Genomic DNA, 24,474 nt, shown 5'->3' with positions numbered 1-24,474 from the left:
TCCCTCAAATTTTGTAAGAAATTTCAACATTACCGTCAGCATCGCCCGCGCCGGTAAACTGAGCGTTCGGGAATAAAACGGACTCACCGTCTATCGCTACATTCAGAACGCTACCCAAGGGGCTGTTTTCGGTAGGTTTACCGATTCGCGCATAGACCAGCGCCCCTTTTTTGATGCTAGATGCGTCACCATCCAATTTCACTGTCATGTACCCGCGTTTCAGAGCGTCGCCAGTGTAGTTATTGCCAGTGCCGATAATGTATGACTTATCCGGCATACTGGTTGTGGGGTAGGGGCGAACATAAATGCCTTGAATTTTGTCTGCGGTATCACCCTCCGCCAATGGCACGAAATAGTCACCGTCGTATTTACCCACCAGCCCATACGCTGAAAACGCATTTGCCGATTTCAGCAATACCGGCTCAACGGTCATGTCCTGTAGACGTGAGATAGCCCCCGCAATGCCCATCGGCATACGTTTTAGATATGCTGTCATTGTTTACTCCTGTTCGCCCAGAATTCGGCATTTTGTTTGTTCAAGTCGGCAATGGTGTTGCCAGATGATTGTTTACGTGTGCTACTATCGCCTGTTTGCGTCTGGACATTGCGATTTTTTGCCAGTTCAGCCACGGCATTAAACGCCAGATCGACGACGTGTTTAGGCAATTTTCTGATTTCAGCATCGCCAACGATATTACGAACCATCGCCTGATCGGCACTGACCAGTACCTGACGTTTGAACGCAGTCAATTTTGATGGTTGAGACAAATCAACCCCGGGTATGATTAGCTCCGCTTTATAGGCTGAATCGCCTGTGATTTTTTCCTCTTTTTCCTTTTTCTCTTCAGGGGAGGTGTCATCGTCTCCCGTCGGTTTATCCTTTTCAGAGTCAGTGCCGTTATCCCCTGTTTTTCCTTCCAGCGCATCTAGACGAGACAGAATGACCTGCGCCCATGAGGGTATATCGTTATCTCCTGTGTTCCCCTTACCCATCTCTGGATTGGTGTTGGGTAGCGGGTGTTGCGGGCTGATATTAATATTGATCGCTTTAGGCACTTCGCCCGTGCCTTCATCACCCGTGACCGATTCAGGGGCGCTGTTTAGTGCCGCTTCCATCGCCGCCGAGTCTTTGGTTTTGTGCGCTCGTTTTATGCGCTGATACCATGTTTGTAATGTAGTAGACATACTATCTCCAATTGAACAACGTGTACCGGCGCGGCCATTTTGAACCAGCGCCACGTGATTACCCGTAATTTGATACTGTTCGGCTTTACCTGCGGCGATTTGCCGGTACTCTGCGTTATAGCCGCATGAAACCTCATCCAGCCCCATATCAATGGCCGCCATCGCCTCCTTATCTTTGATGATGAGGTCAGCCAACATCAGATCAGACTGTTCACCCTCGCCGCGCCTGACATTCTGAACATGGCCGTAGGCCAGTTCACGCCAATTATCAGGGTCAACAAACATGATATTGCCGTTGTCGTCTTCAGGGTGTTGTATCGTGACCGTCATCCCCTCAAACGAGGCTAGCGTTGCCTCACTGAAAACCTCGTCAGCTGAGCGTTCAACAACAATCTCGCCATCATCGTCTGGCTCTAAATCGGGCAAATCAAAATCCGCGTAAAGCTGCGTTCCCGTTCTGGCTATGGGAACGTCCTTACACAATAAGGAACCGTCTGCCAGTTGGTAACGAGTGTTACCCAGACGAGTAGTGAAAAAATATTTCAACGTATCCTCCACCACATCCAGACCGCGGAAATACTCCAACACGATAGCCCATACAGAAAATCGACCCATGTACCATGTAACATGAACCAGAGTCCCCCGAGTAATGGGGTTACCCAACTATAGAATTCAAAATCGCTCATGATCAATCCTCCGGTATGACAACCTCGCAGTAGCAACGGCAATTAGGCAGCGTGCCCGCGTGTCCTGTCAGGCCGTCCAGTGTCGGAGGTTTAGCCCATTCAACAAATTGCCCCTCCATTTTTTGATGAGAATAGCGAACGTCCGGATCGTCAGCCGTGCGCCAGATATAACCGGTTGAACCAATAGATTGTGCCCGTGACTGCGTCAGCGCAACTTGTGCCCTGCCTAGTTCTGTTCTGGCGATGAATTTAGCTCTGGATAATGCCACCTCGCCCGTTCTGGCAATTTCCTGTGCGAACAGCTCATGCCGACCACCAGTAACAACAGCCTCTATCGCCTGATTGTGGATGTCGTACACCCGATCCGCCGCCGCTATAGGCAGTGATTTGATGTATTTAATTTGCTCATCAACGATGGAGCGCATCACATGCCCAACGGGCGTGTTGTTCACTAAATGGCGAAGTTCCTGGCTGATTAACTGGCTACGCTGACGCCATTCTTTCTCGTTATGGCGATTCACATCCAACGCAAAACGTTGTGCCACTCGCTGCGCCCACGGCGTAATTAACTCGCTGTAACTGTCCAGTGCGTCCATGATTTCCGTGACGGAATCATTAGAACCATCGTAGGAATTTCTTACGATGTCGCCTACCGCCTGTGCTATCGCCCGTAGGCTTGTTCGATACTGTTTTTCTGGTTGACTGGATATTTTCGGCACTTTCCGTTTCCGATTTCGCGACAAAACCATTACCTACACTCCCCATGATTTGTTCAGCCTCCGATTGCTCCATGTGATAGGCCGATATCAGCATTTGAATTCCGGTTTCACGGGGGAGCACCCCCGATGCTACAGAACTGACAATTTCAACCATGCTCGATATTTGAGCACCATTCAGATCGGTATTGCCCGTATTTTCAACAAGGGTATTGGGTAGTATCGTGCTGTCCAGCTCATCGAGTTGAGGCGGTGCACCATCATCAGCGTTGTTGATATCCTCATCGGTTATTGAGCCACCAATGCCCGTAACATCAGCCATTTCGCGTAAATCGTTCATGGCTGCCTGTAAATTCATCATGCCGCCATCGAGTGCGCCATTCAGGGCGTTGACGGTATTCACTGCAATTGTGGAGCGGTCGAGATCGGACATTTGCCACAGCGGATTAAACTCGAATGTAAAATCATCCGGTAATGGTTTCTCAAACTCAGAGCGGTGCATCACATCCAATAAACGGCGGATAGGTTGGCGTAACCGCCGCTCCTGTTGGGTGCCGATATTGTCGTAATAGTTGGCAAGATCCGCATCGCCGGTAGAAAAACCCTGTGGCGACTGCCCGAACAAACGTACCAACGGAATACCCACCGCGCCTGATATTTGTTCAGCAAATTGTGCCAGCACATTATCCAGACCACTGAACGAGTATTGATGCGTTTCAAACTCATCGGTTTTATCCATCAGTGTCATGCCTTCGTTACTCTGGAACTGACGGATCATGTCCATGTGTTTGAGCAACGCGTCCAATCGTGCCCCGCCCATCGCAATGATTTCTCGCAGTTTGTCGATACTGTAAGTTCTCAGATGCGCCTTATAAACCAACTGTGCCGCACCGGTTGTGGCACTATCGAATGCCGTGAGCCTGTCGTAAATGCGTTCAACAATCGACATACCCCACTCGTTTTCGGTCTGCGCCTGCTGGTATGGCAGGGTTACACCATCGAACCGAATCAAGCGGCTGTGATGAATTTTCCATGCGGGTATCCCACGCCCCGTATTCGTGATTTGGTAAAATTCGGGCTTACCCAGATCTTTACCTATCTCGTTAATACGGCGGTTTAAATCAGGCTCAACCTGCCAGCGGTCGAGGGGCAACAGCCCTTTGAATTTGCCTTTGCCGATAGTTTCAGGGCGTAGCGGCGTAAATGGCGCCTGCCCCTCAATCAGAATTAATCCGACCGCTCCGCCGTAGAGCCGTGACCATTTGATGATATTGTTCAGGTTTTCCCACAGTTCCCGCTCATCAAACAGTGATTCCAGCACACCACGCGCTTTGGGGTCTATTTCTGAGGTGATGCGAAAACCCTTGCGGGTCATGTCGTCGGCCACCGAATCCACCGCAGCACCGATAATCCAGGACGAACGGTAGGCGTTTTCTATCAGCATTTGGTTACGGCTCGTCCAGTTTGGACGATACGTAGACGCCGCGTGCTGGTTCGGTGTGTGCATCCCAACACGCGCCATCATGTTCTCGTAGCTGTCTGCGGTGAGCTGCGGTTTGCGATTATTTTTCGCCATTAAGAACCTCGTCCTAATATTTCCCAGATTTCCATTGAGATATCCATCGGGGCGTATAAGATCATGGTGGAATCTGCTAAGTTCGGGGATTTTGTCCCGTCCGGCTTTTTATCCACAACGATTTTTCCGACACCATTCACTGAATAGGTAGGCTGTGATAATTCCATGATTAACTTATCTTTCAGCGGCATTTCACCAGGTATAGCTATCAGCTCATCAGGATCGTAAAAACGCCCCTCACTCACTGCCCTGTGGGTTTTCTGAAAGCGGGTGCGCAGCGCCCACCATGCCTGCGCTTTCGCGTTGGCGAAAAAATCTTTATTTAGTCGGGGTTCGCTGAATGCATCCCCCGGCACAGCTTCGCCATCAGGATCAAACACGGCACCACTCCCCCGAAACGGTGTCGCGGTTACCGCGCTCATTCGCAGGGATTTACGTTGTTCGTTGATAATACGGGCATCGCCCCGTACACCCGCGCCCAGTCCGTCAGAGTCAAATCGAAACGAATCTAGATTATTCTGCTCACACCAACCGAAGACATTTTCAACGGAACCAAAAATATCACTGCCTTTGCCAGACCATTCTTTGATTCCCCCCAACAAGACGCCGTGCCGCCATGAAAACGCGTTTTTATCTTTACCCTCGTCGGCTACGTCCATCGCCCCCATGCGAATACCTGTTGGTTGAATACCGAGTTTGATATGCGCATCGATGGAGGATTGCACCCATTCAGACGGTATCAATATTCCCTCTACCGACGCCTGATAGTTGATATCAACCTCCTGCGCCAGCGTGACCGGGTCAAGTTTTTCCACCTGTTTTTTGTACCAGGCATCGTCTTTCCGTGGGTCATCTCGCCAGTGGAATGTGAAAATTTTGATGTTGCCACTGTGCCTGCGCTGGGCGAATGAGTTCGCCATACCGTTTGGTGTCGAAACATCCTGTCGGCAGTTGGTTGTGGCCGACAACGACGCATCCACCAGCGCTGGACGTTCGAGGAACGCGGCCTCATCCACAAAATAGAAGCTGGCACGGTCACCCCGCCCGATGCCATCGCCTGCCTCACCTGTAATAACTGAGTCAGTATCAGGGAACAGAATACGCATGTGGGGGGCGTGCTTGCGAATATCCCACGTGCCTCTGAATTCGGCGGGCAACAAGTTGATGAAATTTCGTGCCTTATCAAACAACGACTTGGGTGAACCCAGCTTATCGACATATTCCTCTTTGCGAGAACCGAAACCCGCAGCAACCCCCCGATTGAACAGACATATTGAGCTGGCCGTGGCGATGGTCAGCCAACTAATCCCCATGTCGCGGGTTTTTTCAGTGATCCCCGGCTCCTGAGTACGCCAGCATTCCATAAACCATTCAATCCATTCCTCCTGACGGGGGAACAGAATAAAGGGGATACGGGCAGGTAAACCCCGCTCAACGTTGCGGGGGTCTACCGTCATGCCCCAGTCAATAATAAATTGCCCTGGATTATCGCGGTAAAATGTCCGCATCGCAGGTAATAGCGTGGGGTTCTGGCGAATGCGTTGTAACCGCTCCATCCGCCATTCGAATATCGCGTTATAATCGGGTTTACGAAAATCAAACGGAAACGGCACAGGCATTGCATCACCCCATCATTTTCTTGTAGGCAGCCTCTGCCTGTTCGGGTGTCAGTTTAGCCACCGCTATCGGGCCGTCATTCGCTCCCGTCAGTTCGTTTTTCACATTCTCACGGAATGCCTGAACAGAGACGTGTTTACCCAGCAATTCGAGATTTTTTACTTTGTCCGGCCATTTGATTTTTTTGAGTATGCCGACCATATCGCGGTCGTCGCCCCTGCCCTCGAACATCTCAGCCAGATTGAACCCACTGAGATAACGACGCCACGATTCCGGCCATTTGGACAACGGTTTGATACTAAGATCCTCCTCCAGAATGTCAGCCACATCCATCTGGTCGATTTCAACGAGGCGCATCAGTACATAGTTAGCATCAATCCCCAGTTGTTTGTTGCGCGTCTGTTTCAGCTCATCGATCAGCGCGATAACAAACGGTTTTTGCATCAATTGATAGCTAATTTCACTGGCACGTTTCGGGCTGTACCCTGCTCGGATTGCTGCCTGCGTTGCGTTTAAATCGACCAGGTATTCACGACAAAACGTTTTTTGTTTTGTCGTCATTTTTGTACTGGTCATTTTCTGAGTTCCTAAAAAGAAAAAAGCCATCCGTTAACGCGGGTGGCAGTAAAGGTTATGTAGATCACTTTTTAATCACTTTGGTTGGATATAATCGCAAAGCGATTACAGAGAGGAACTATCCCACTGACACCGCCCTCTAACATAGTCCTGCCCCACTCAGGGAATGGACACCGAAATATTTCATTTAGTTTCAGAGAGTAACTAATTGTTAAGTATTATTCGCTTGTTATTGTGTGGAAATGGGTTTACCAGGTTGATTGGTTTTTGTTGTTGTTAGTGAAATGGGGTGAGTAAAATGAAAAAGTTCATTCTTCTTTGCCTGTTGGCAGGCACTACACTTTTAGCTTCAGCGCAAGCTTCCGCTTTGATCTGCTCTCGGCTATATTCTCCAGGCAGCCCCGATTGGAAAGATTGTATAACTCAGTGCTTCGAAGCTGGAGGAAGCGGAACATTCTGCGAGTAAGGCGGTCGGAGGGCTCCGCCCCACTTGTTAGGGTTTACCCACCTCAGTATCATTTGCTCTGAGGTGGTGATGAAAACCGCTTAACGCGCATATGCAGGATTTCAGCATAATTATACATTGCTGACTGTTGTACTCTTAACAGGTAGCGGTCAGTCTCCTCCAGTGCGTTATAAATATCGCCACCTATGAAACCAGACAGCTTTTCGATTCTCTTATTGAGTTCTGCTAATTCATCAATAACACGTTGTTGATGTGGCTGTAGAGTTTGCTGGTCGTTCATTTTGTCACCTTGTAACATTCAGTGTTTATGTAATCCTGCAAATATCTCAGTTTTGCCCGGTCGTTAATGATGCCTGCTCGGATATCGAGAACAGTTGATCCAGTTTCTCCAGTGAGTTCGACGGTGGTTGTAGCGTCCACGCTGCCGGAGGGAGTGGTTTCAGACACGGGACAGGTGGCTTTGATGCGCAGCTTGCGACGGCCAGCGGCAACATCAGTGCGCAAAGTATCGATTTCAATCTGGGCATTGGCGAGTTCCTGAGTGTGTTGGGTGTCCAGTTCTGCGAGTTGCTGGATGCGCTCTTGCTGGGTGGTGTTGATGGTGACCTGTTCGTTATACGTTAACTTTAAGTTATGGTATTCCTTAGCCTTGTCCTGATATTTGCCGTAGCCGAACCAGACCAAAGTAGTGAGAATCGCCAGATAACCGAAAGTCAGGTATTGAGTGTTGAATTTCATAGCATCTCAAATGCCCGTGTGAAAGTGTCATCGGAATAAGGCTGCTTGCCGTTCTCCATCTGGATCATCGCTTTGACTAACGCTGTCATGACGTCCTGATTATTAACATCAATCACCGAATCGCGAGAGACACTCACTGCATCGCTCACATAAGCAATGTAGGCCTCAGTGTCATTCTCATTCGGTGGTGCCCAGCGGGATATAAACTGGCGGATAGTGTTATCACCATATTTGCGCTCGTAAGTGCGCAGGATTTTGATCATAGCGCGTACACCGTACTCTGGTGCAATAAACTGACAAAATGACTTATCTGTCTGCCTGCTGCACAGTCCCTGCCAGTTATCCCCGTGGCGGATATTGCCCGGATTGTTATTACGAATGCCTCTCGTCATTGTTGGCTCCCGCTCTTTTCTCTGCCATCTTACGCAGCAATTGGCCAATGAAATCTGTCCCCAGATAGCCAATCACCACACTGCCGATGTAGGCCAAGTCAGGATTCAGACCGAACAGATTTAATACATCACGAATGAACCAGGCGAACATGGCGCACATAAAGGCATCGATTGAGACCTTTACCCAGCCGCCACCGTTGTAGCGGCCTCGGAAAAATGCCATTGTTCCGGCGAGAGTTGCCCAGATACCTTGCTCCCTTACCGATATGAGCCAGTCTCCGAGTTGTACCCAGATATCAGGATTTTCTTTCATCTTCATATTCCACCCCATTTGAACAATGGGCGTCCGTGGGGTGAACGATGGTTACCCCTGTGAGTTGTAGTGAGTGGGATGCCAGCCCTCAGAATTGAGGGCGGTAGATACGCAGTGCGTACTGATAGCAGGTATAACCCTGCATAATTTCAGATGTTAAATTGTGATCCTGCCAATATGAGCGTTTGCGGTCGGCTGGAATAGGTAACTCCGCAACGCACCCAACACTGTCTCGGTAGTTGGCGACCAAATATGCCATTGGCTGACCGCTCACCCCAGTTGCCGTCTCAAAATACCCCCGTATAGCGAGATTTAAACGATTGTGAGCGGTCAACGAATGGCACAGATAATTTGTTAAAAACAGGTTCTATTTAACATAATGGTTCTTACATGAACCCCGACTTTTCAACTCAATCAAAATGTCACCCCAAACATGTAAAAGCGACAATCTTCTCGCTCATTTTAGGTCATTTCTCGATATAACATTTTGTTAACAAATCGCCACTATTAGGGTTCAGGTAAATCTCGATGTCTAACGGTTGTTTTCCCAAGTTTCCACTTTTCGCCCAAAAGAAAAGGCGCCTAACATTGGGCGCCTTTTCGTAGGGTATAAAAACCACTCTTATCACAATAGCACAGTTTTTGCGGGTCGCACTAGTTTTCATGTTTCGATTGGTTTCTTTTTAACCATTAAATCCATATCTAATTGAATTCCCAGTGTATCTAGACACCCGGCTACGAAACGCTCACCGCATTGTATACGGTGCCTGACCTCTCGCTCGTTTGTTTCGTATTGGCGGGCAATCTCGCGTTTAGAACGCCCGTGTATGTAATGCTGTTGGATATATTCCAATTCCTCGCCCTGCCCTATTGCCTGGAGTCGTGCCACGCACAAATCAATGATCAATCCGTCCTCGTCGCTGCATGTCAGCCGGGTATCGCCGTTCGCGGGCAGGAGGCCGCTGAACCCCGCAGCAACAGACGACCAGCCAACATTGGTTAGATTTGACGACCACCCGCCCCATCGAACTAAAACTTGCTGAATATTGCGCATAGAATTTTGCCCTGTAGTTTCGTGTACTGTGAAAATTTTTACCAGTTGCCGTCGTGCTTACGTGCCGGTGTGATTATTAAAAGGCTAAACCAAGCTCGATGGCCTCTTGCTTCAATTTTTATACTTCTGGGTTGCAGATAGGTTGCAGATAAAAAGCTATCTGCAACCTGCCTAACCCCGCGTATTTTCTGGTTTGTCCCGTTTTAGGTTGCGGGTTGCAGATGTTTAAAACATATATATATATATATGAGGTGTATATAATCTCTCTCACATGTGTATGTTAAAAATAACTGCAACCTGCAACCTTTTTCATCTAACATATTGTTTTTATTTTATTTTAAAGGGTTGCAGGTCTGTTTTTATCTGCAACCTATCTGCAACCTTTTACATCTCAATTAGTAATTTTTTGCAACTTTCTAGCTCAGTGCGAAGCTGTTCATTACTGAACTTGCGATTTTTTACCAATACCCAAGGTCGCTCCGTCTTCCCCTCGAACTTAATAGCTCCTGCCTGCCCCAACCCTTTACTTCGCAAAATGCCGCTAACACGCTTCGGATTGATATCAGCGTCAAGACCAAGTTCCGCGACGATATAACTCACTATTTGTTGATAGGTCATAGCAGCAACTGGGGGGTCAGCCAACAAGTCGAATAGCACCTTATCGGCATCTGTCCGGCTACTATCAATCATTAATTGCCGTTCTTCGGTCTCTGGGGCACGCTGCCAGTCAAACGCATCTAAATCGATACCCATCAGATACCAGTAGACCTGAGCGATAAACTCTGGATCTTTTAGTGCCTGGTACAACTGCTTGAAGTAATTGTCGCCCTGCAAAAAGTCAGGGCCACCAAACACGGCAATACGGCGGTCTTCTGGAGGCAAGTAAATAGCGTCGATATGGTTAGAGAAAAGCAGAAAGTGCGTGAAGATATCCATTGTCATCTTCTTGCCGTACTTGTTATTGACCTCAAACCGGGGTTCGGTCAGCAAATCACGAAGCTGATCATTGACTGAATAACGTTTCTCTATGTTTTCCTTCACCTCATCGACGGTACACAACAACGAGTGGTACAGATAATCGTGATATTGGTTCTTACAAATCACATCCATCTTTGCTCGGGTACAATTCCAATGGCCTAATATCGATTCCATTAACTGAATAACCCAGCCGCGCCCCGTACCATGCAGTACGGATATATGAAGCACGGTAACCGGACAACGGCGCTCTGGTCGCTGAACCATCCATGCGAGACGGGCGATAAAAAACAAACGTTGGGACTCATCCGGCACTAAGTACGCGATGTGTTTAAGGAAAATGGCTTCCGCTTTGGTGAAATTGGCCACTTTCTGGTGTTCAGGTAAATAGAACTCATTAATTTCTAGCCAACCATCTTGCCCCTGTATGAGTCGCCCTTTACCTGGGTGATACCCTGTGCTCTCCGCAACCAGTTTTTTAGGGTGTTCCAACCAACGTTTAGTCGCAGGTGTAGGCTGCCCTTTCCCCATAGCCGGAAACTGGAACGGAGCCATTAGGTTTTTAAACGACTTCATATCCATGATGCTACGATAGGGAGGCCTGGACAGATCACAGACCTGATCCCCTTTCACAACATAGATAAACCGCTCAATAAAATGGCTGGTCATATCGGTATTGATATCAGTGAAATTCGGTGCGCCTTCTTGCTCGGTCAGATCCTCAAAATCGCGCACCCCAAACCCAATAATATTGAGGAAATCGCCATCATTACGATGTGCACACGAGGCGTGCAGGCACTTAAAATGCCCCATTGTGAACCCCGCGGTACTTGACGGAAAATACGCGGTACTGGTCGGGTCACTATCAATGCTATGTCCGTCCGCAAACGGACATGTGATATAGCGCTCGCCATTTTTGCCAACGCCCAACGTCCAGCCGTTCGCGTCCAGATAGTCGGCGGTCTCGTCAGTAGCATTGGGGGTAGATATGCCACGATCACGGAGCTTTCCGGCAACACCCGCTTCGGTAGACACGGCAACGGGCAGCTGTTCAGCCAGCGCTGACCACAGCATTTCTAACTGTTCAGGTGTTATTTCGAGCGGGTCGCTGGGTAAACCGCCATCCCATTGAATGCGAGCACCGCTAGGATGCGTGCCCGCAGCCACAAATTGCTGACCGTCGGCCAGCAGTTCAATGATACCCAAATCGCCGTCCAAACGATGGACGCGCTTACGATACTCGCCCTTAACTGACAACAAATACAGGCACTTATTACTGTTATTGCGATAACGGCGCGGAGGCAGCTTGCCGAACATCTGGGTTAACAGCGCCTGAATTTGCGCCTGTATTTTCTCATCTTCGCTATCGCAATCCACCGCCAGCTCATTACGCCCGGTACGCATACAAATACCGTAGTCCGGTTCGTTCGACCATGTTGTAATATCCGAATCCGTGACTATTTTTTCTGTCCACCGGGGGATACCCACCACTTGCCGTAATCGATTGTAACGGCTAGGAGTTTTGCCAATGCTTTTCAATGATGAATCAGGGGAAACGAGGGCATCAGGATTACATACCACGGGTAGCAGATTCTCCGCACAGCCCAGTATCAGATCCATATGGAACCATTCATCAGGCGTCGCCCCCCAGTTTGTTTGTTCTGACATATGGGTACGCGCCTTATTTGTTATTTTCTTTCACAAATTCCGTATAAAAACGCTCAATAGCTCTAACGGTAGATAAACGGGGATCTGGGCTGGTTCCAGTCATAATACGGCTTAGCGATGCCTGGCTAACGCCGATTTGTTTAGCTACTTGGGCTTGGCTAAATCCAGCATCTATAATTTTTTTGATCAAATCTTGCGGATGAATTTCGTACATAATCAAAACCCTCATTTGGTGAATGAATTTAAATTATACGTAAACGAATTCAAAGGCAATACAGAAACGTAAACAAAAACGTTCTAGAATATGCGAATATGAATAATCGATTAGTAATCACCCAACTTGAGGTGTGACAGATGACATCTGAACTGAGCATGTTAACTAACAACATACGTTTCTTGATGGATATACACGGCATAACAACTGTAAAAGATCTAGCTAAACGTATAAAAATGCACCAACCAACCCTACACCGAACATTGACAGGGGAAGTTAAAGAGCCAAAATACTCAACTCTAAAACAACTAGCTGATTTTTTTGGAGTTTCACCGATAGATCTGGTCGAATGTGATTTAACGAGTTCAGAATCTACCGCTATTGTTGAGACAGAGGGGGATCATCACTCCCATACGTTTACCAATGTACCGATTCGCAACGACATCATTATTGGTGATGTTGAAAAAAGTGCACCTCCTCCCCCAAAAAACCAACACTCAATGTATATTAGGTGGGCATCCTATGATAAAGACGTATACGCGGTACGTTGTATCGGAACCTCTATGATGCCACGCATTAAACAGGGCGAATTTGTTGTTATAGAACCGAATCACATATTAGCCCCAGGGGATGAGGTTCTAATTGTGACAACGGATAATACCGCATTTATAAAAACTTTTTTGTTTGAGCGGGACGGGTACTATCACCTACTACCAGTAAACGAAGACCAAGCCCCCGCACTTATACCTAAAAACACAATTGAAATTATGCACTACGTAGCAGGGATAGCAAAATTAACCGCGTTAATTAGATAATTAAATTACTTATAAAACAATCAAAACCACCCGCATAGCGGGTGGTTTGCTCTCGCCCTATAAGGGCATGTTACCGACTGCGCCAAAATGACGCCGCTTTCTCTTTGTTCAAGCTAAATGTCATTGTCTCTTTGGCTTACCCCTTAAAGGGGTCCTCATACTCACGTGCACTCAATTTATCCTGTATGAAATCTTGCTTTTCCTGCTCTCGGATATACTTACGGATCGTGGCTTCATTGAGTCCTACTGTACTCACATAATATCCTTCTGACCAAAACTTCCTGTTGCCAAATTTGTATTTTAGATTCGCGTGCTTATCAAATATCATCAGTGAACTTTTACCTTTCAAATATCCCATGAAACTCGATACACTGATTTTCGGCGGGATACTCACCAACATATGCACATGATCTGGCATCAAATGTCCTTCTATTATTTCTACCCCTTTGTACTTACAAAGGTTTTTTAAAATCTCACCTATACTTGAACGTAAACTTGCAAAAATAACTTTACGTCTGTATTTCGGCGAAAAGACGATATGGTATTTGCAGAGCCACTTTGTGTGGGCCAAGCTTTGTGCTTTAATTCCCATAAACACCTTTCCTTCTTAGTTACGCATATTAGCTTGAACATCTATATCGTAACGGAAAGGTGTTTTTCTTGGTATAACCCCCTGATCTCCACCCGCATAGCGGGTGGTTTTATGTTTAAGAAGCATAGGGCTTCTTAAACTGGCTAAAGCCCTAAATAAATGAAGCCACCATCAGGGTGGCTTTTCTTTTTCCTAAAAATATACTTTTTCGTATTTACATTTAAACCATGATGGTATACAAATACATTATCGAATACGAATTCAATTTCGTATATAACGCTCTTTAACATTTTAGAAAGTCGGAACGCACACTACCTGCTGTTTAGACCCCTACGCATGAAATGCGACGTACCATCGAGCGCGATCCGGTCGATGGGAAGATTAGCCCCAAATGGGCGCGAACGGGCAACACTGGCGGTAGGGAGTGTGCGAACGCAAAATTCAACCTATAGGAGGAAAATTACCAATAAAGAGCGGCTAACTGTAGGCCATTCAATGAGTGATCTATGGTGAGCCAACCTACAACATGAGATAACTAAAATGCTAATAAGAAACATATCGTACCTAATGGCGATACATGGAATAAAAAGCGTAACCAAGCTAGCTGAAACTCTTGAAATACCCCAATCAACACTACACCGAATAGTGTCCGGCGAAGTGGAAGACCCTAAATACTTTACTTTGAAAACCATTGCAGACTATTTCGGACGCACAACTAGCGGGCTAATGGAACTCGATTTAGCGGATCTTGACGGTGGTAACCCCTATATCCACTTTACCGATAGTACGCCAACATCGAAATACCAGAATTTCCCGCCAGAAGTACAGGCCGCCGTCATTAATACGTACTGCGAAATAGTGACACGTGAGGAACGATTATATCCTGGCACAGATAGCTTAGAAGATCTGGCTTCCGCTTTAGTACACGGTTTTTCAAAAGTTATTGAGAGCTAATAACAATGACTAAACATATTCACGCCGATTTAATGGCGACATACGCAGAAATGGCGCAAACAGATAATGAACCGTGGCGACATTTTCAATGTAAAACGCTCACCAATAACGATTGGGATGATTGCATTACACCTATTGCATTCTGGTTCGACCGTGAGTATCGCCTGAAACCCCGTACTATCAAAATCGGGGATATCGAGGTTCCAGAGCCAGTGAGGGAGCCGTTGGAGGAATATACTGAATATTATTGCCCTGATATAAATACATTCGGAACCTCGGACGCAGATTGCCATTTGTGGGATGGGGATGATAACGATAAAGACAGGTTGCAAAACGGCCTAATCCACCTCGACCGCGAATCCGCCGAACTGCACGCCCGGGCGTTGATAGCGCTGACCGCTACGAAATAAAACCGCATTACGTCCGTACCAAATTATCGTCCTTTGGCTACCACACCCATCTGCCAGTTTTGGTGGGTGTGCTTTTTGGTGTGTAAAAAAGCGTTATGAAACCAAAAATAATACCAGTTGACCGATACCCGGTAAATAACACCGTTCGCCGCCTACGCTGGCAACGGAAACTCGAAGAATTACAACGCAATCCTGATAGTAAATTCCCAATCACTTTGTATTCATAATAAAAGGGCTGGAAAATGAGCTTAGAAACATCTTTAGATAAAAATAATGCGTTATTGGAAACAAATAACGCGCTGTTATCACAACTCCTTTCGACATTTGTTACGCCTCAAACAGCGGTAGCACCAGCTGCTAATTCTGACATACATGAGGCAGACCTTAAAACCTACGCTATGGAACTCCCGGAGGAGGAGGTGGTGGTTGAGGGAATCCTTGCAGAAGCTGTTGATGAGGCGTGGGATAGCCGACCCGCCAAACCGAAAAAATCCAGCGTTAAAAAAGTTGTAGATAACACCCCCGTGGATATCGAAACGCTGGATTTGGAAACTGTGTCCGCCATCGCCGTGTTGTTCAAAAATGACGCCTACACCCTGACCGCCGATAAACTGGCTCAGGCTCGCGCGGTTATTGATGGCGTGGGTAAAGCCCGCAACGGACAGGTAGACGCGCTGGACTGTGCACTACAAGGTCTACCGGAATTAAAATCACTGACGAACGCTGTTATTTTAGACCTGTGTCTGGAAATGGTAGCGAGCTGGGACGAAATACCAGGCATTACTGAACGCCGCGAATTTGCGTTGGCATTGCTGAATGAGGGCAAACACACCACTGAACCAGAACCAGAACCAGAACCAGAGGTTGATCCCGCAGTAATATTTGAACAGGCCCGACAGGCATTGTTACGTCTGTCAACAGGGGGGTATCGCAGGGAGGCTGTCAGCATAGTACAGAAATTTGGAGCTATAAAAGTTAGCGATATCCCTCCAGAAAAACTCCCAGAGGTTTTAAAAATGGCTGAGGCCGCGTGGGTGGAGGAATAGCTATGCCGGAGGTACACGCAAAACTATCCCCCTCAGCATCACATCGCTGGTTGCGCTGTCATGGCAGTCTGGCGATGGAGGCTGGACTGCCAAATACCGAATCACCGTTCGCGCTGGAGGGCACCGCGGCACATACCCTCGCCGAAACAGTATTACGTAATCGCCAAAACCCGACACTAGCAGGTAAACCCTGCACTATGGGGCAAACCACCGCCGAGTATCTGGGGCAAAACGTCCTGCTCAAACCCAACACCCCAACCGTCGATGATGAGATGGTGGAGATGGTGGGTGACTATGTCGAAACGGTATGGGGGCTGGCTCAGGGTAATGAGTTGTTGATCGAGCAACGTGTCGATTTTTCCGATGTGATTGGCGTCGAAAATTCATTCGGCACAGCGGACGCGATAATCATCAACGGTAATGAGCTACAAATCCATGACCTGAAATACGGCCGCGGCGTGCGTGTTGATGCAGAGAGCAATGAGCAGTTGATGTTATACGCGCTAGGTGCCCTCGATCAGTTCGATATGTTGTACGATTTTAACACAGTGCGTTTATTCATCCACCAGCCCCGATTAAACCATGTATCAGAATGGACGGTCAATGTCGACGAGTTACGGCAATTTGGGGAACGCGCCAGAGATGCCGCCGCATCGGTCATTATCATGTTCAATATCGCTCAGTGTGATGGCGTAGAAACACTGCCCGCTGACAGTTTCACCCCAGGCGATAAACAGTGTCGTTTCTGCAAGGCAAAGGCGGATTGCCCTGCATTAGCGAAGCACGTGATGAACACTGTCTTAGATGATTTTGACGATCTGACGCAACCATTAGAGCCGCAAATAAAACAAGCAACCGAGCAAATCCCACTTTATGACAACCAAACACTCGCTGCCAAATATGCTCAGGTAGAGTTTGTTGAGAACTGGTGTAAATCGATCCGTGCCCGCGTCAGCGATGAGTTGAATGCAGGATACCCAATACCAGGATTTAAACTGGTCGAGGGTAAACAGGGCAACCGTTCTTGGGGTATAGAGTCAGAAGCTGAAGCGATGTTGAAATCGTTTAAGCTCAAACAAGACCAGATGTACGCCAAGAAAATTATCAGTCCGACCCAAGCGGAAAAGCTGATTAAAAAGGACAACCCGCGCCGATGGGCCAAACTGGAACCCCTTATTATTCGGGCTGACGGTAAACCCACTGTTGTACCGGAATCCGATCCCCGTCCAGCATTGGACGTCAACCCCATAAATGATTTTGACGATATATCAGACGATATATTCGCATAATTACATCTAACCAATAACAAGGCACAAAATAGCATGAAAATTAAATTACCAATTGTACGTTTGGCATTTCCTGATTTATATGAAGCAACCCAAGTTAACGGCCAAGGCGATTTTAAATTTCGCTCTACTTTTTTAATCGACAAGGAGCGCCAAAAAGAGTTAATTAATCAAATTGAAGCCGCAATTAAAAAAGTGGCAACTGAAAAATGGGGTGCTAAAGCGGAATCTATTTTAAAATCTATTCGCGGAAATAACATGCGTTTTAATTTCCGTGATGGCGATGATAAACCCGATTATGACGGCTACCCGGGGTGTATGTATATTTCCGCCAGTAATAAATCGCGTCCGCTGGTTATTGACCGCGACAGAACGCCACTCACTGCTCAGGATGGTCGCCCCTATTCAGGTTGTTATGTAAATGCCACCATCAATATTTTTGCCTACGACAATAACGGCAAGGGCATTTCCGCATCGCTCGCGGGGGTTCAGTACTTCCGAGATGGCGACGCATTCGCAGGTGGCGGTGTTGCTTCTGTCGATGATTTTGACGATATCAGCGAAGGTGCTGACGCAGAAGCTGATATTTTTAGTTAATTAACCATTATTGCCCCACATAATTATGTGGGGCATTTATTAGGGTACAAAACCATGACACTAACTAAAGATATAAAAAGCGAAATTGTTAAAAACGCTTTGGTAAAATCCGGTATCTTCGAAAAAGAAGAGCAGTTATTTAAAGACCGCGCGGATTGGGCTGAAAAAGTTAGAATAGAGGCTATTGGCGGTTCGAATACGGATTCGGGGATAAATGATATTATTTCCGAGATTAAAAAACTAGCTAATAAAATACCACCAGCATTGCGGATAGATGCATTTCCTATTTATGAATCCAGCTATATAGAAATTAATTTAGCGGGCATTTCAGTGTTAGCATTTTACAACGGCAGCCTACGATATTCACGTTGTGAATATCGTGAACGTGTATTTAAAATAACGCCAAAAATTAAAAATGTAATATTAGCCGATAATCCATTAGTTAATGAATTCTATGAATTGGAAAATCGACATAAAACATTAGAAAACCAAAGGGAAGATATTACCAATATTGTAGAAGCTGCTCTATCAAAAGTGCGAACTGTTAAACGCTTATTAGCAGAATGGCCGGAAGCGACGGAATTACTGCCTAAATCAACGGCGAAAGCAGCACCTGTTCCCGCCGTTCGCCGTGAGGCACTTAATGAGTTAATTGGGCTACCGACAGAGGCGAACAATGGATAAATTGTGGCTCGACCTCGAAACCTATAGTGAGATACCGATCAAAAATGGCACTCATGCCTACGCCGCGCATGCAGAAATCATGCTGTTTGCGTGGGCAATTGACGACAACCCCGTTCAGGTGTGGGATGTTACCAGCGGTACAGACATACCTACCGAATTACGCACTGCATTACTCGATCCGAACGTTATTCTATTTGCACACAATTCGCATTTTGACCGCACAGTTTTACGCTGTTATTGGCCTGGATTTGATCACGATATCAGCCGCTGGCGTGACACGATGGTTCAGGCGCTGGCGCATGGTTTACCTGGTGCGTTAGGGGCATTGTGTGAGGTGCTGGGTATCCCATCAGACAGAGCCAAAGACAAGGAGGGCAAAGCGCTGATCCAATTATTCTGCAAACCCCGCCCGAAAAATGTCGCCATTCGCCGTGCCACCAGTAAAACCCACTCAGAGGAGTGGCAACGGTTCGTTGAGTACGCAGCGCTAGATATCGTCGCCATGCGCGAGGTACATAAACGCCTACCCAAATGGAACTATCAGGGCGATGAGCTGGCACTCTGGCATTATGACCAGCGAATTAATGACCGTGGCGTGTATATGGACATCGAGTTGGCAAAATCAGCCATCGCAGCCGTTGAGCAGGAACAGAAACGGTTGGCAAAACGCACGCAGGCATTGACCGAGGGTGATGTACAGGCCGCGACCCAGCGTGACGCCATGCTACGGCATATCACCACGGCATTTGGTATTGAATTACCTGATATGCAAAAAAGCACGTTGGAACGACGCATAGCAGACCCCGATCTACCCGTCGCGTTACGGGAATTGCTCACCATCCGGTTACAAGCCAGCACTACCAGTACCAGTAAATACAAAGCGCTAATGAACGGGATAAGCGCCGATGGGCGTTTACGCGGAACATTACAATTTTGTGGCGCATCACGTACCGGACGTTGGGCAGGACGCCTATTCCAGCCCCAAAATTTACCGAGAGCCACCCTCAATCAGGCCACTATTGACACAGGTATTGAGGCGTTGAAATCTGACTGCGCGGATCTGCTGTTTGACAATATCATGGAACTGACTAGTTCGGCATTACGTGGTGTTATCATCGCGCCGAACGGCAAGAAGCTCGTCGTTAGTGACCTGTCCAACATTGAGGGGCGAATGCTCGCGTGGCTGGCGGGTGAAGACTGGAAACTGCGGGCGTTTAGTGAATATGACAATGACATTGGTGCAGACCTCTACAAACTGGCCTATGCCCGCGCATTCAACATCGAACCGGATGACGTCACAAAAGACCAGCGCCAGATCGGTAAAGTGATGGAGCTAGGATTGGGATACGGGGGTGGCGTCGCTGCGTTCGTGACATTCGCCCTCACCTATGCACTCGATTTAGACGAACTGGCGACCGCTGCGTTACCCAACATTCCTGTCTCAGTTCAGCGGAATGCGATGAATTGGTATAAACAATCGGTCGAGCAGAAACAGACCTACGGATTGAGCGAGCGGGTCTTCATTACCTGTGATTCACTCAAACGCATGTGGCGTAACGCCCATACCGCTACAGTACCGTTCTGGTATGAGCTGGAAGAGGCAGTGAAGCGGGCTATCAGTTCACCCAATGTCACTATTCCTTGCCGTAAATTACGAGTCCGACGCGATGGCGCTTGGCTCCGTATTGTTTTGCCATCGGGTCGCGCAGTGTGTTATCCCTCACCTCGTCTCGATGACGGGCAGATCAGTTACATGGGCACTAACCCGTACAGCCGCAAATGGCAACGGCTCAAAACCTACGGCGGGAAACTGGTCGAAAACGTCACACAGGCCGCGGCACGTGATGTACTGGCAGGTAACATGCCACTCATTGGCTACGCGGGCTATGACATTGTGCTAACCGTACATGATGAAGTGTTGACGGAAGCGCCTGACACCCCCGATTACTCCCATGAGCATCTCAGCTCATTACTCGCTACAAATCCCGATTGGGCGCCAGACCTACCTCTGAGCGCTGGCGGATTTGAGGCATATCGATACAGAAAGGATTGAATGGTTTATGGAACGTTGTGAAAAATGCCGTGGTTATTACGGTGAACCGAAACCCGTTGCTGTTGGCGAGAAATGCGGTTTTACCATTACCACCGGTAACGGGCTTTCAATCAAATACCGCGCAGTAACTGGGAAATTGTTTCTCATTAAAAATGATGGTTACTCCGTTATCTACCGTAAAACCATATATCATGTTGACAGCATCACCCACCCCGATGATCCATCACCGCTTACGCTCGCCTTTGTTGGTTATTGTACCTGTTCCCGTACCTGAGAGAACGTCTATGTCATTTAAATACCGAGACAGCCCGTTATATTTTCGGGCTGCACGAGAGGCTGCGCAAATTGAACGCGAGGGCGATTATCGACGGGCGTCAAAAGTTTGGAACAAAGCAGCTCGCCATTCGCGCAACGCATTAAATATCGAAGGGGCAGAAAATTGTTCTGATTTTTGTTTAAAGCAATTGGAGAGGGAAAGTGAAAATACGAGAGGACGTAATAGAACGACATCTGGTTAATGAGGTGAAAAAAGCGGGGGGTATCGCCTATAAATTTGTTTCCCCTGGTCGCCGTGGTGTTCCTGACCGTATTGTTATTTTACCCAATGGGCGTGTCGTGTTCGTCGAATGCAAAGCACCGGGCGAAAAACCTCGCCCTGACCAGTTACGGGAACACGAACGTCTACGGGCACTGGGGCAAACAGTTGTTGTTTTGGACAGTAAAAATGTGGAGGGGATAATTGAATAAACCTAGCGAATGTTTGCAATTTAAACTCAGAATTCCTCGTGAATTAGCAGAGGAATTAAAGAAATCAGCGAAAGAAAATATGAGGTCAATAAATGCCGAAATACTTGTTAGATTAAAAAAGTAGTAAGTATTTCTTGTTACTTCTTATTGCGTCCGCTGGTCAATAGCCTCAATTTTTTTTGCTAAATAATTCACTTGTTCTACAAATTCAGGATCTATAGCAAAGGAGTCTAGAGTAATAAATCCGCATCCCGAAGATTCACGATTCCACTGAGTTTTTTCAAAACTCTCAGACAAGCGCTGTAACACTTCTGCATTCATAGAGCGCTTGTTTTCCACTGCTGCTTTTTCTAATTGTTCTTTAAGTTCCGCAGGCAGACGGATCTTCATTTGTGCATCTTCTCTACTCACGTCTAGTCTCTTAGCCTCTAAGTGTACTTATGTTGACTTTTAATTATGCCTCACAGTGGACTTGACAGCAATGAACCACGGTGGTTTACTTAATTATAAATGAACCACGGTGGTTCATTATTTTGGGGATACCGATAATGGCAATAAAAGTTTCACAACTAAACCACGCCGATTTGCTTTCAATCATTGGAAACATTCTGGATACAGCTCAGCTATTGAGCACTATTGAATCAGGATCATCGCTTGCTTTTGAACTTATTGAATTCGCCCAGCAAGCAGCACAAGAAGCATCAACTATAGAAACCACTAACTAAAAATAGGATTAATCCATGAACAAAAATAATTTGATGATTTTCTCTAACGAAGAGCTAGGTATTGAGTTGCAAGGAATGTTGTACAAAGACAAACCTGTATTTTTTGCCGTAGAAGTAGCTAAGGCTCTTGACTACTTAGATCCTCATGATGCCCTTAAGAAACACTGTAAGTCATTGATTAAACTTAATTCCGGTGAATCGCAGGAATTGAATTTAGGCTTTAAACCGAAAGGAATCATCCTATTAACTGAGCCTGATTTGTACCGACTGGTCATGCGCAGCAAGTTACCTTCGGCGGAACGTTTCCAAGATTGGGTATGTGAAGAAGTTTTACCAGCTATCCGGCAAACAGGTAGCTACCAAATGCAACCCCAATTTTCAGCAGAGTTTTTAGTAGAAAATCCAGAATTAACAATAGCGCTTTTATCAGGGCAAGCTAACAAAATTCTCACACTCAACCATACCGTCGAAACAGTAACCGAAGAACGCGACGAAGCCATCCGCACAAAAGCCCAAATCAGCCAGAAAAGAGAAGCAACGGCACTTCAACGTAATTCTGCATATCAACGTGTCGCCAATCGAGCCATACGGGAACGTGAAGAAATGGCTGCACGCTTTGGTGCAACTAAAGAATGGGCGTCCCAACAAGCAGTATGGCGCGCAACGGGAATAATGTACGGGTGGAAAGTATTAAATGCTTGGTTAAACGAGAATAACATTTATGACCCCGTCACCGATGGTTACCCAATGGCCTACAACATCTACCAAAATTGCCACGAAGTTATATACCCACGGCAAGCGTGGCTTGAAGTACACAGCGTAGATATCAGTGAATTATTTTAACCCATAGCACCCCGCGTTGCTGCGGGGTTTAAAAGGTACTCTATGAAACCATTCACACCCCGCCCCTACCAAAACCTCATTATTAATCACGAACTGGATATGCCCCGCTGCAATGTGTGGGCGGGTATGGGTATGGGCAAAACTGTAGCAACATTAACTGCACTGGAAGATCTCTATATGGTGGGTATGGAAACCCAACCAACACTAGTTTTGGCCCCGTTGCGTGTGGCTCGTTCCACCTGGCCGGATGAGGCGGACAAATGGAACCATTTCCATAATATCGACGTTCAGACCATTGTGGGCAATGTTAAAGAGCGCAGGGACGCGCTCAAAAACACCAACGCCAGCGTATTCACCACCAACTACGATAACCTCGTCTGGCTGGTGGAAACGCTGGGGGACAAATGGCCGTTCGCTACCGTCATTGCCGATGAGAGCACGCGGCTAAAATCATTCCGGTTGCGTAAAGGAGGCAAAAGAGCCGCCGCTCTGGCTAAAGTTGCGCACAAACATGTACGCCGCTGGGTGAACTTAACCGGCACGCCCTCTCCTAATGGTCTGGTCGATTTATGGGGGCAATCGTGGTTTATCGATCAGGGCGAACGACTGGGCCGGACGTACAGTGCGTTCACCTCGCGCTGGTTCAATAGTATTCGGTTCCCTGGGCAGTCATGGGTGAAACTGGAACCGTGGCCGTTTGCTCAGGAGCAAATGCAAACAGCATTAAATGATGTGACTATCGCCCTCAACGCGGCGGACTGGTTCGATATTCAGGAACCAATTCACAATGTTATTCGTGTCGATTTACCGTCCGCAGTCCGGCAACAGTACCGCGCGATGGAAAAAGAGCTGTTCATGGAGTTGGGTAGTATCGGGGTTGAGGCGCTGAACGCAGCGGCCAAAACCGTTAAATGTCTGCAAATCGCCAGCGGGGCTATCTATACTGACGAGAACGGCGCTTGGCAGGAACTGCACGACGCCAAAATTCAGGCATTAGACAGCATCATTAATGAGTCTGGCGGTATGCCTGTACTGGTCGCCTACCACTGGAAACACGATTTAGCGCGGTTATTAAAATCGTTTCCCCGTGGCAGGCACCTTGATTCAGATCCGCAGACCCTGCGCGACTGGAACGCCGGAAAAATTCCCGTATTGTTCGCCCACCCTGCCAGCGCCGGTCACGGCCTGAACCTGCAAGACGGCGGAAACATTTTGGCGTTTTTCTCCCACTGGTGGGACCTGGAACAGTATCAGCAAATCAATGAACGTATCGGCCCTACCCGACAGATACAGGCAGGGCACAACCGCCCTGTGTTTATTCACCACATTATCGCAACCGATACAGTCGATGAGCTGGTGATGGAACGGCGTAATTCTAAACGGGAAGTTCAGGACATTTTATTAGAGGCTATGAAACGCCGGTAATAAGCTGCGCCGTTTACTTAACATTGATATTCAACCTGAACGGTTAACAGAAATACTAGCCCTAGCCCTACCCGAATTTAAACGTGTCATGTCGCCATATCAGAAGAGCAAATGCCTACCT

Annotated in this window: 30 protein-coding genes and 2 pseudogenes; 16 read left to right on the top strand and 16 right to left on the bottom strand. The window is 47.4% G+C overall.

Annotated features, from left to right (window positions below):
- Nucleotides 1–4: 4 nt before the first annotated feature.
- The 14 genes from PXH59_RS05035 to PXH59_RS04970 form a co-directional block, all read right to left on the bottom strand.
- Nucleotides 5–496 (bottom strand): structural cement protein Gp24, encoded by a 492-nt coding sequence (locus tag PXH59_RS05035; protein ID WP_285810621.1) that lies wholly within the window; start codon nt 494–496, stop codon nt 5–7.
- Nucleotides 493–1,731 (bottom strand): DUF2213 domain-containing protein, encoded by a 1,239-nt coding sequence (locus tag PXH59_RS05030; RefSeq protein WP_285811639.1) that lies wholly within the window; start codon nt 1,729–1,731, stop codon nt 493–495. The genes PXH59_RS05035 and PXH59_RS05030 overlap by 4 nt, the downstream gene beginning before the upstream one ends.
- A gap of 142 nt (nt 1,732–1,873) precedes the next feature.
- Nucleotides 1,874–2,467, bottom strand: coding sequence for a phage head morphogenesis protein (locus PXH59_RS05025; RefSeq protein ID WP_352232118.1), 594 nt, complete (start codon nt 2,465–2,467; stop codon nt 1,874–1,876).
- Nucleotides 2,468–2,486: 19 nt separating this feature from the next.
- On the bottom strand, nt 2,487–4,163 hold the full coding sequence (locus PXH59_RS05020) for a DUF1073 domain-containing protein (protein WP_352232116.1): 1,677 nt from the start codon (nt 4,161–4,163) through the stop codon (nt 2,487–2,489).
- Complete coding sequence (locus PXH59_RS05015) at nt 4,163–5,782, bottom strand: TerL protein (RefSeq protein WP_285810619.1); 1,620 nt, start codon at nt 5,780–5,782, stop codon at nt 4,163–4,165. The genes PXH59_RS05020 and PXH59_RS05015 overlap by 1 nt, the downstream gene beginning before the upstream one ends.
- Nucleotides 5,783–5,786: 4 nt before the next feature.
- Nucleotides 5,787–6,356, bottom strand: coding sequence for a terminase small subunit (locus PXH59_RS05010; protein WP_047771787.1), 570 nt, complete (start codon nt 6,354–6,356; stop codon nt 5,787–5,789).
- 515 nt (nt 6,357–6,871) lie between these two features.
- On the bottom strand, nt 6,872–7,102 hold the full coding sequence (locus tag PXH59_RS05005; RefSeq protein ID WP_285810617.1) for a crAss001_48 related protein: 231 nt from the start codon (nt 7,100–7,102) through the stop codon (nt 6,872–6,874).
- Complete coding sequence (locus tag PXH59_RS05000; protein ID WP_285810616.1) at nt 7,099–7,560, bottom strand: lysis protein; 462 nt, start codon at nt 7,558–7,560, stop codon at nt 7,099–7,101. The genes PXH59_RS05005 and PXH59_RS05000 overlap by 4 nt, the downstream gene beginning before the upstream one ends.
- Nucleotides 7,557–7,952 carry a structural protein gene (locus tag PXH59_RS04995; protein ID WP_285810614.1) on the bottom strand — a complete coding sequence of 132 codons (396 nt, stop codon included), beginning with the start codon at nt 7,950–7,952 and terminating at the stop codon, nt 7,557–7,559. Before PXH59_RS04995 ends, PXH59_RS05000 begins: the two co-directional genes overlap by 4 nt.
- Nucleotides 7,933–8,265: a phage holin, lambda family gene (locus PXH59_RS04990; protein WP_285811637.1), complete on the bottom strand. Its 333-nt coding sequence runs from the start codon at nt 8,263–8,265 to the stop codon at nt 7,933–7,935. Before PXH59_RS04990 ends, PXH59_RS04995 begins: the two co-directional genes overlap by 20 nt.
- A gap of 88 nt (nt 8,266–8,353) precedes the next feature.
- Nucleotides 8,354–8,524, bottom strand: coding sequence for a hypothetical protein (locus PXH59_RS04985; protein ID WP_285810612.1), 171 nt, complete (start codon nt 8,522–8,524; stop codon nt 8,354–8,356).
- Nucleotides 8,525–8,926: 402 nt separating this feature from the next.
- The gene (locus PXH59_RS04980; protein ID WP_285810611.1) at nt 8,927–9,319 is read right to left on the bottom strand and encodes an antiterminator Q family protein; all 393 of its coding nucleotides are present in this window, start codon (nt 9,317–9,319) and stop codon (nt 8,927–8,929) included.
- Between the two features lie 384 nt (nt 9,320–9,703).
- Complete coding sequence (locus PXH59_RS04975; RefSeq protein ID WP_285810609.1) at nt 9,704–11,962, bottom strand: DUF5906 domain-containing protein; 2,259 nt, start codon at nt 11,960–11,962, stop codon at nt 9,704–9,706.
- 13 nt (nt 11,963–11,975) lie between these two features.
- Nucleotides 11,976–12,176 (bottom strand): helix-turn-helix transcriptional regulator, encoded by a 201-nt coding sequence (locus PXH59_RS04970; RefSeq protein WP_047771058.1) that lies wholly within the window; start codon nt 12,174–12,176, stop codon nt 11,976–11,978.
- Nucleotides 12,177–12,316: 140 nt separating this feature from the next.
- On the opposite strand from PXH59_RS04970, the gene PXH59_RS04965 reads away from it, so the two are divergent.
- On the top strand, nt 12,317–12,991 hold the full coding sequence (locus PXH59_RS04965) for a S24 family peptidase (RefSeq protein ID WP_285810607.1): 675 nt from the start codon (nt 12,317–12,319) through the stop codon (nt 12,989–12,991).
- A 136-nt stretch (nt 12,992–13,127) separates the two neighbouring features.
- On the opposite strand, the gene tnpA is transcribed toward PXH59_RS04965, so the two are convergent.
- A complete protein-coding gene (tnpA, locus tag PXH59_RS04960; RefSeq protein WP_047767579.1) occupies nt 13,128–13,583 on the bottom strand; it encodes an IS200/IS605 family transposase in 456 nt (151 codons plus the stop codon).
- 540 nt (nt 13,584–14,123) lie between these two features.
- Between tnpA and PXH59_RS20045 the strand changes: the two are divergent.
- The 12 genes and pseudogenes from PXH59_RS20045 to PXH59_RS20040 form a co-directional block, all read left to right on the top strand.
- Nucleotides 14,124–14,303, top strand: a pseudogene (locus PXH59_RS20045) (helix-turn-helix domain-containing protein); the annotation flags it as partial.
- Between the two features lie 6 nt (nt 14,304–14,309).
- Nucleotides 14,310–14,537, top strand: coding sequence for a hypothetical protein (locus PXH59_RS04955; RefSeq protein WP_285810605.1), 228 nt, complete (start codon nt 14,310–14,312; stop codon nt 14,535–14,537).
- A 5-nt stretch (nt 14,538–14,542) separates the two neighbouring features.
- Nucleotides 14,543–14,947, top strand: a complete 405-nt coding sequence (locus PXH59_RS04950; RefSeq protein ID WP_285810604.1) for a hypothetical protein — start codon at nt 14,543–14,545, stop codon at nt 14,945–14,947.
- A 242-nt stretch (nt 14,948–15,189) separates the two neighbouring features.
- Nucleotides 15,190–15,993 (top strand): hypothetical protein, encoded by an 804-nt coding sequence (locus PXH59_RS04945; RefSeq protein WP_285810602.1) that lies wholly within the window; start codon nt 15,190–15,192, stop codon nt 15,991–15,993.
- 2 nt (nt 15,994–15,995) lie between these two features.
- Entirely contained in the window at nt 15,996–17,282 is a 1,287-nt protein-coding gene (locus PXH59_RS04940; protein WP_285810600.1) for a DUF2800 domain-containing protein, read from the top strand.
- A gap of 33 nt (nt 17,283–17,315) precedes the next feature.
- Nucleotides 17,316–17,876 carry a DUF2815 family protein gene (locus tag PXH59_RS04935; protein WP_285810599.1) on the top strand — a complete coding sequence of 187 codons (561 nt, stop codon included), beginning with the start codon at nt 17,316–17,318 and terminating at the stop codon, nt 17,874–17,876.
- Nucleotides 17,877–17,930: 54 nt separating this feature from the next.
- Nucleotides 17,931–18,560: an Nmad5 family putative nucleotide modification protein gene (locus tag PXH59_RS04930; RefSeq protein WP_285810598.1), complete on the top strand. Its 630-nt coding sequence runs from the start codon at nt 17,931–17,933 to the stop codon at nt 18,558–18,560.
- On the top strand, nt 18,553–20,613 hold the full coding sequence (locus tag PXH59_RS04925) for a DNA polymerase (protein WP_285810596.1): 2,061 nt from the start codon (nt 18,553–18,555) through the stop codon (nt 20,611–20,613). The genes PXH59_RS04930 and PXH59_RS04925 overlap by 8 nt, the downstream gene beginning before the upstream one ends.
- Before the next feature lie 7 nt (nt 20,614–20,620).
- Entirely contained in the window at nt 20,621–20,887 is a 267-nt protein-coding gene (locus tag PXH59_RS04920) for a hypothetical protein (RefSeq protein WP_285810593.1), read from the top strand.
- 10 nt (nt 20,888–20,897) lie between these two features.
- Nucleotides 20,898–21,131: an ANR family transcriptional regulator gene (locus PXH59_RS04915; protein ID WP_285810592.1), complete on the top strand. Its 234-nt coding sequence runs from the start codon at nt 20,898–20,900 to the stop codon at nt 21,129–21,131.
- Entirely contained in the window at nt 21,091–21,360 is a 270-nt protein-coding gene (locus PXH59_RS04910; protein ID WP_285810591.1) for a PDDEXK family nuclease, read from the top strand. The genes PXH59_RS04915 and PXH59_RS04910 overlap by 41 nt, the downstream gene beginning before the upstream one ends.
- Nucleotides 21,353–21,484 (top strand): Arc family DNA-binding protein, encoded by a 132-nt coding sequence (locus tag PXH59_RS20040; RefSeq protein ID WP_352232115.1) that lies wholly within the window; start codon nt 21,353–21,355, stop codon nt 21,482–21,484. Before PXH59_RS04910 ends, PXH59_RS20040 begins: the two co-directional genes overlap by 8 nt.
- 158 nt (nt 21,485–21,642) lie before the next feature.
- On the opposite strand, the pseudogene PXH59_RS20035 reads toward PXH59_RS20040, so the two are convergent.
- Nucleotides 21,643–21,771: pseudogene (locus PXH59_RS20035) on the bottom strand (Arc family DNA-binding protein); the annotation flags it as partial.
- A 137-nt stretch (nt 21,772–21,908) separates the two neighbouring features.
- Here PXH59_RS20035 and PXH59_RS04900 point away from each other — a divergent pair.
- The 3 genes from PXH59_RS04900 to PXH59_RS04890 are packed head-to-tail and all read left to right on the top strand — an operon-like array spanning nt 21,909 to nt 24,353.
- A complete protein-coding gene (locus PXH59_RS04900) occupies nt 21,909–22,085 on the top strand; it encodes a hypothetical protein (protein WP_285810588.1) in 177 nt (58 codons plus the stop codon).
- A 15-nt stretch (nt 22,086–22,100) separates the two neighbouring features.
- Nucleotides 22,101–22,928 carry a BRO-N domain-containing protein gene (locus PXH59_RS04895; protein ID WP_285810587.1) on the top strand — a complete coding sequence of 276 codons (828 nt, stop codon included), beginning with the start codon at nt 22,101–22,103 and terminating at the stop codon, nt 22,926–22,928.
- Nucleotides 22,929–22,970: 42 nt separating this feature from the next.
- Nucleotides 22,971–24,353, top strand: coding sequence for an SNF2-related protein (locus tag PXH59_RS04890; RefSeq protein ID WP_285810586.1), 1,383 nt, complete (start codon nt 22,971–22,973; stop codon nt 24,351–24,353).
- The last annotated feature ends 121 nt before the right edge of the window (nt 24,354–24,474 follow it).

The sequence above is a fragment of the Xenorhabdus bakwenae genome, assembly GCF_030272115.1.
Lineage (GTDB): Bacteria > Pseudomonadota > Gammaproteobacteria > Enterobacterales > Enterobacteriaceae > Xenorhabdus > Xenorhabdus bakwenae.
Note: the sequence above shows the minus strand (reverse complement) of the source record. Positions and strands in the feature narration are given on the sequence as shown.

Coding starts and splice junctions, on each gene's coding strand:
- PXH59_RS04970 (WP_047771058.1), bottom strand. CDS start 12,176: ATGTACGAAATTCATCCGCAAGATTTGATCAAAAAAATTATAGATGCT.
- PXH59_RS05015 (WP_285810619.1), bottom strand. CDS start 5,782: ATGCCTGTGCCGTTTCCGTTTGATTTTCGTAAACCCGATTATAACGCG.
- PXH59_RS04890 (WP_285810586.1), top strand. CDS start 22,971: ATGAAACCATTCACACCCCGCCCCTACCAAAACCTCATTATTAATCAC.
- PXH59_RS04935 (WP_285810599.1), top strand. CDS start 17,316: ATGAAAATTAAATTACCAATTGTACGTTTGGCATTTCCTGATTTATAT.
- PXH59_RS04995 (WP_285810614.1), bottom strand. CDS start 7,952: ATGACGAGAGGCATTCGTAATAACAATCCGGGCAATATCCGCCACGGG.
- PXH59_RS05005 (WP_285810617.1), bottom strand. CDS start 7,102: ATGAACGACCAGCAAACTCTACAGCCACATCAACAACGTGTTATTGAT.
- PXH59_RS04915 (WP_285810592.1), top strand. CDS start 20,898: ATGTCATTTAAATACCGAGACAGCCCGTTATATTTTCGGGCTGCACGA.
- PXH59_RS05010 (WP_047771787.1), bottom strand. CDS start 6,356: ATGACCAGTACAAAAATGACGACAAAACAAAAAACGTTTTGTCGTGAA.
- PXH59_RS04930 (WP_285810598.1), top strand. CDS start 17,931: ATGACACTAACTAAAGATATAAAAAGCGAAATTGTTAAAAACGCTTTG.
- PXH59_RS04965 (WP_285810607.1), top strand. CDS start 12,317: ATGACATCTGAACTGAGCATGTTAACTAACAACATACGTTTCTTGATG.
- PXH59_RS05000 (WP_285810616.1), bottom strand. CDS start 7,560: ATGAAATTCAACACTCAATACCTGACTTTCGGTTATCTGGCGATTCTC.
- PXH59_RS05025 (WP_352232118.1), bottom strand. CDS start 2,467: ATGGACGCACTGGACAGTTACAGCGAGTTAATTACGCCGTGGGCGCAG.
- PXH59_RS04920 (WP_285810593.1), top strand. CDS start 20,621: ATGGAACGTTGTGAAAAATGCCGTGGTTATTACGGTGAACCGAAACCC.
- PXH59_RS04985 (WP_285810612.1), bottom strand. CDS start 8,524: ATGGCATATTTGGTCGCCAACTACCGAGACAGTGTTGGGTGCGTTGCG.
- PXH59_RS04990 (WP_285811637.1), bottom strand. CDS start 8,265: ATGAAAGAAAATCCTGATATCTGGGTACAACTCGGAGACTGGCTCATA.
- PXH59_RS04940 (WP_285810600.1), top strand. CDS start 15,996: ATGCCGGAGGTACACGCAAAACTATCCCCCTCAGCATCACATCGCTGG.
- PXH59_RS04900 (WP_285810588.1), top strand. CDS start 21,909: ATGGCAATAAAAGTTTCACAACTAAACCACGCCGATTTGCTTTCAATC.
- PXH59_RS05020 (WP_352232116.1), bottom strand. CDS start 4,163: ATGGCGAAAAATAATCGCAAACCGCAGCTCACCGCAGACAGCTACGAG.
- PXH59_RS04975 (WP_285810609.1), bottom strand. CDS start 11,962: ATGTCAGAACAAACAAACTGGGGGGCGACGCCTGATGAATGGTTCCAT.
- PXH59_RS04980 (WP_285810611.1), bottom strand. CDS start 9,319: ATGCGCAATATTCAGCAAGTTTTAGTTCGATGGGGCGGGTGGTCGTCA.
- tnpA (WP_047767579.1), bottom strand. CDS start 13,583: ATGGGAATTAAAGCACAAAGCTTGGCCCACACAAAGTGGCTCTGCAAA.
- PXH59_RS04925 (WP_285810596.1), top strand. CDS start 18,553: ATGGATAAATTGTGGCTCGACCTCGAAACCTATAGTGAGATACCGATC.
- PXH59_RS04895 (WP_285810587.1), top strand. CDS start 22,101: ATGAACAAAAATAATTTGATGATTTTCTCTAACGAAGAGCTAGGTATT.
- PXH59_RS05035 (WP_285810621.1), bottom strand. CDS start 496: ATGACAGCATATCTAAAACGTATGCCGATGGGCATTGCGGGGGCTATC.
- PXH59_RS04950 (WP_285810604.1), top strand. CDS start 14,543: ATGACTAAACATATTCACGCCGATTTAATGGCGACATACGCAGAAATG.
- PXH59_RS04945 (WP_285810602.1), top strand. CDS start 15,190: ATGAGCTTAGAAACATCTTTAGATAAAAATAATGCGTTATTGGAAACA.
- PXH59_RS04955 (WP_285810605.1), top strand. CDS start 14,310: ATGGAACTCGATTTAGCGGATCTTGACGGTGGTAACCCCTATATCCAC.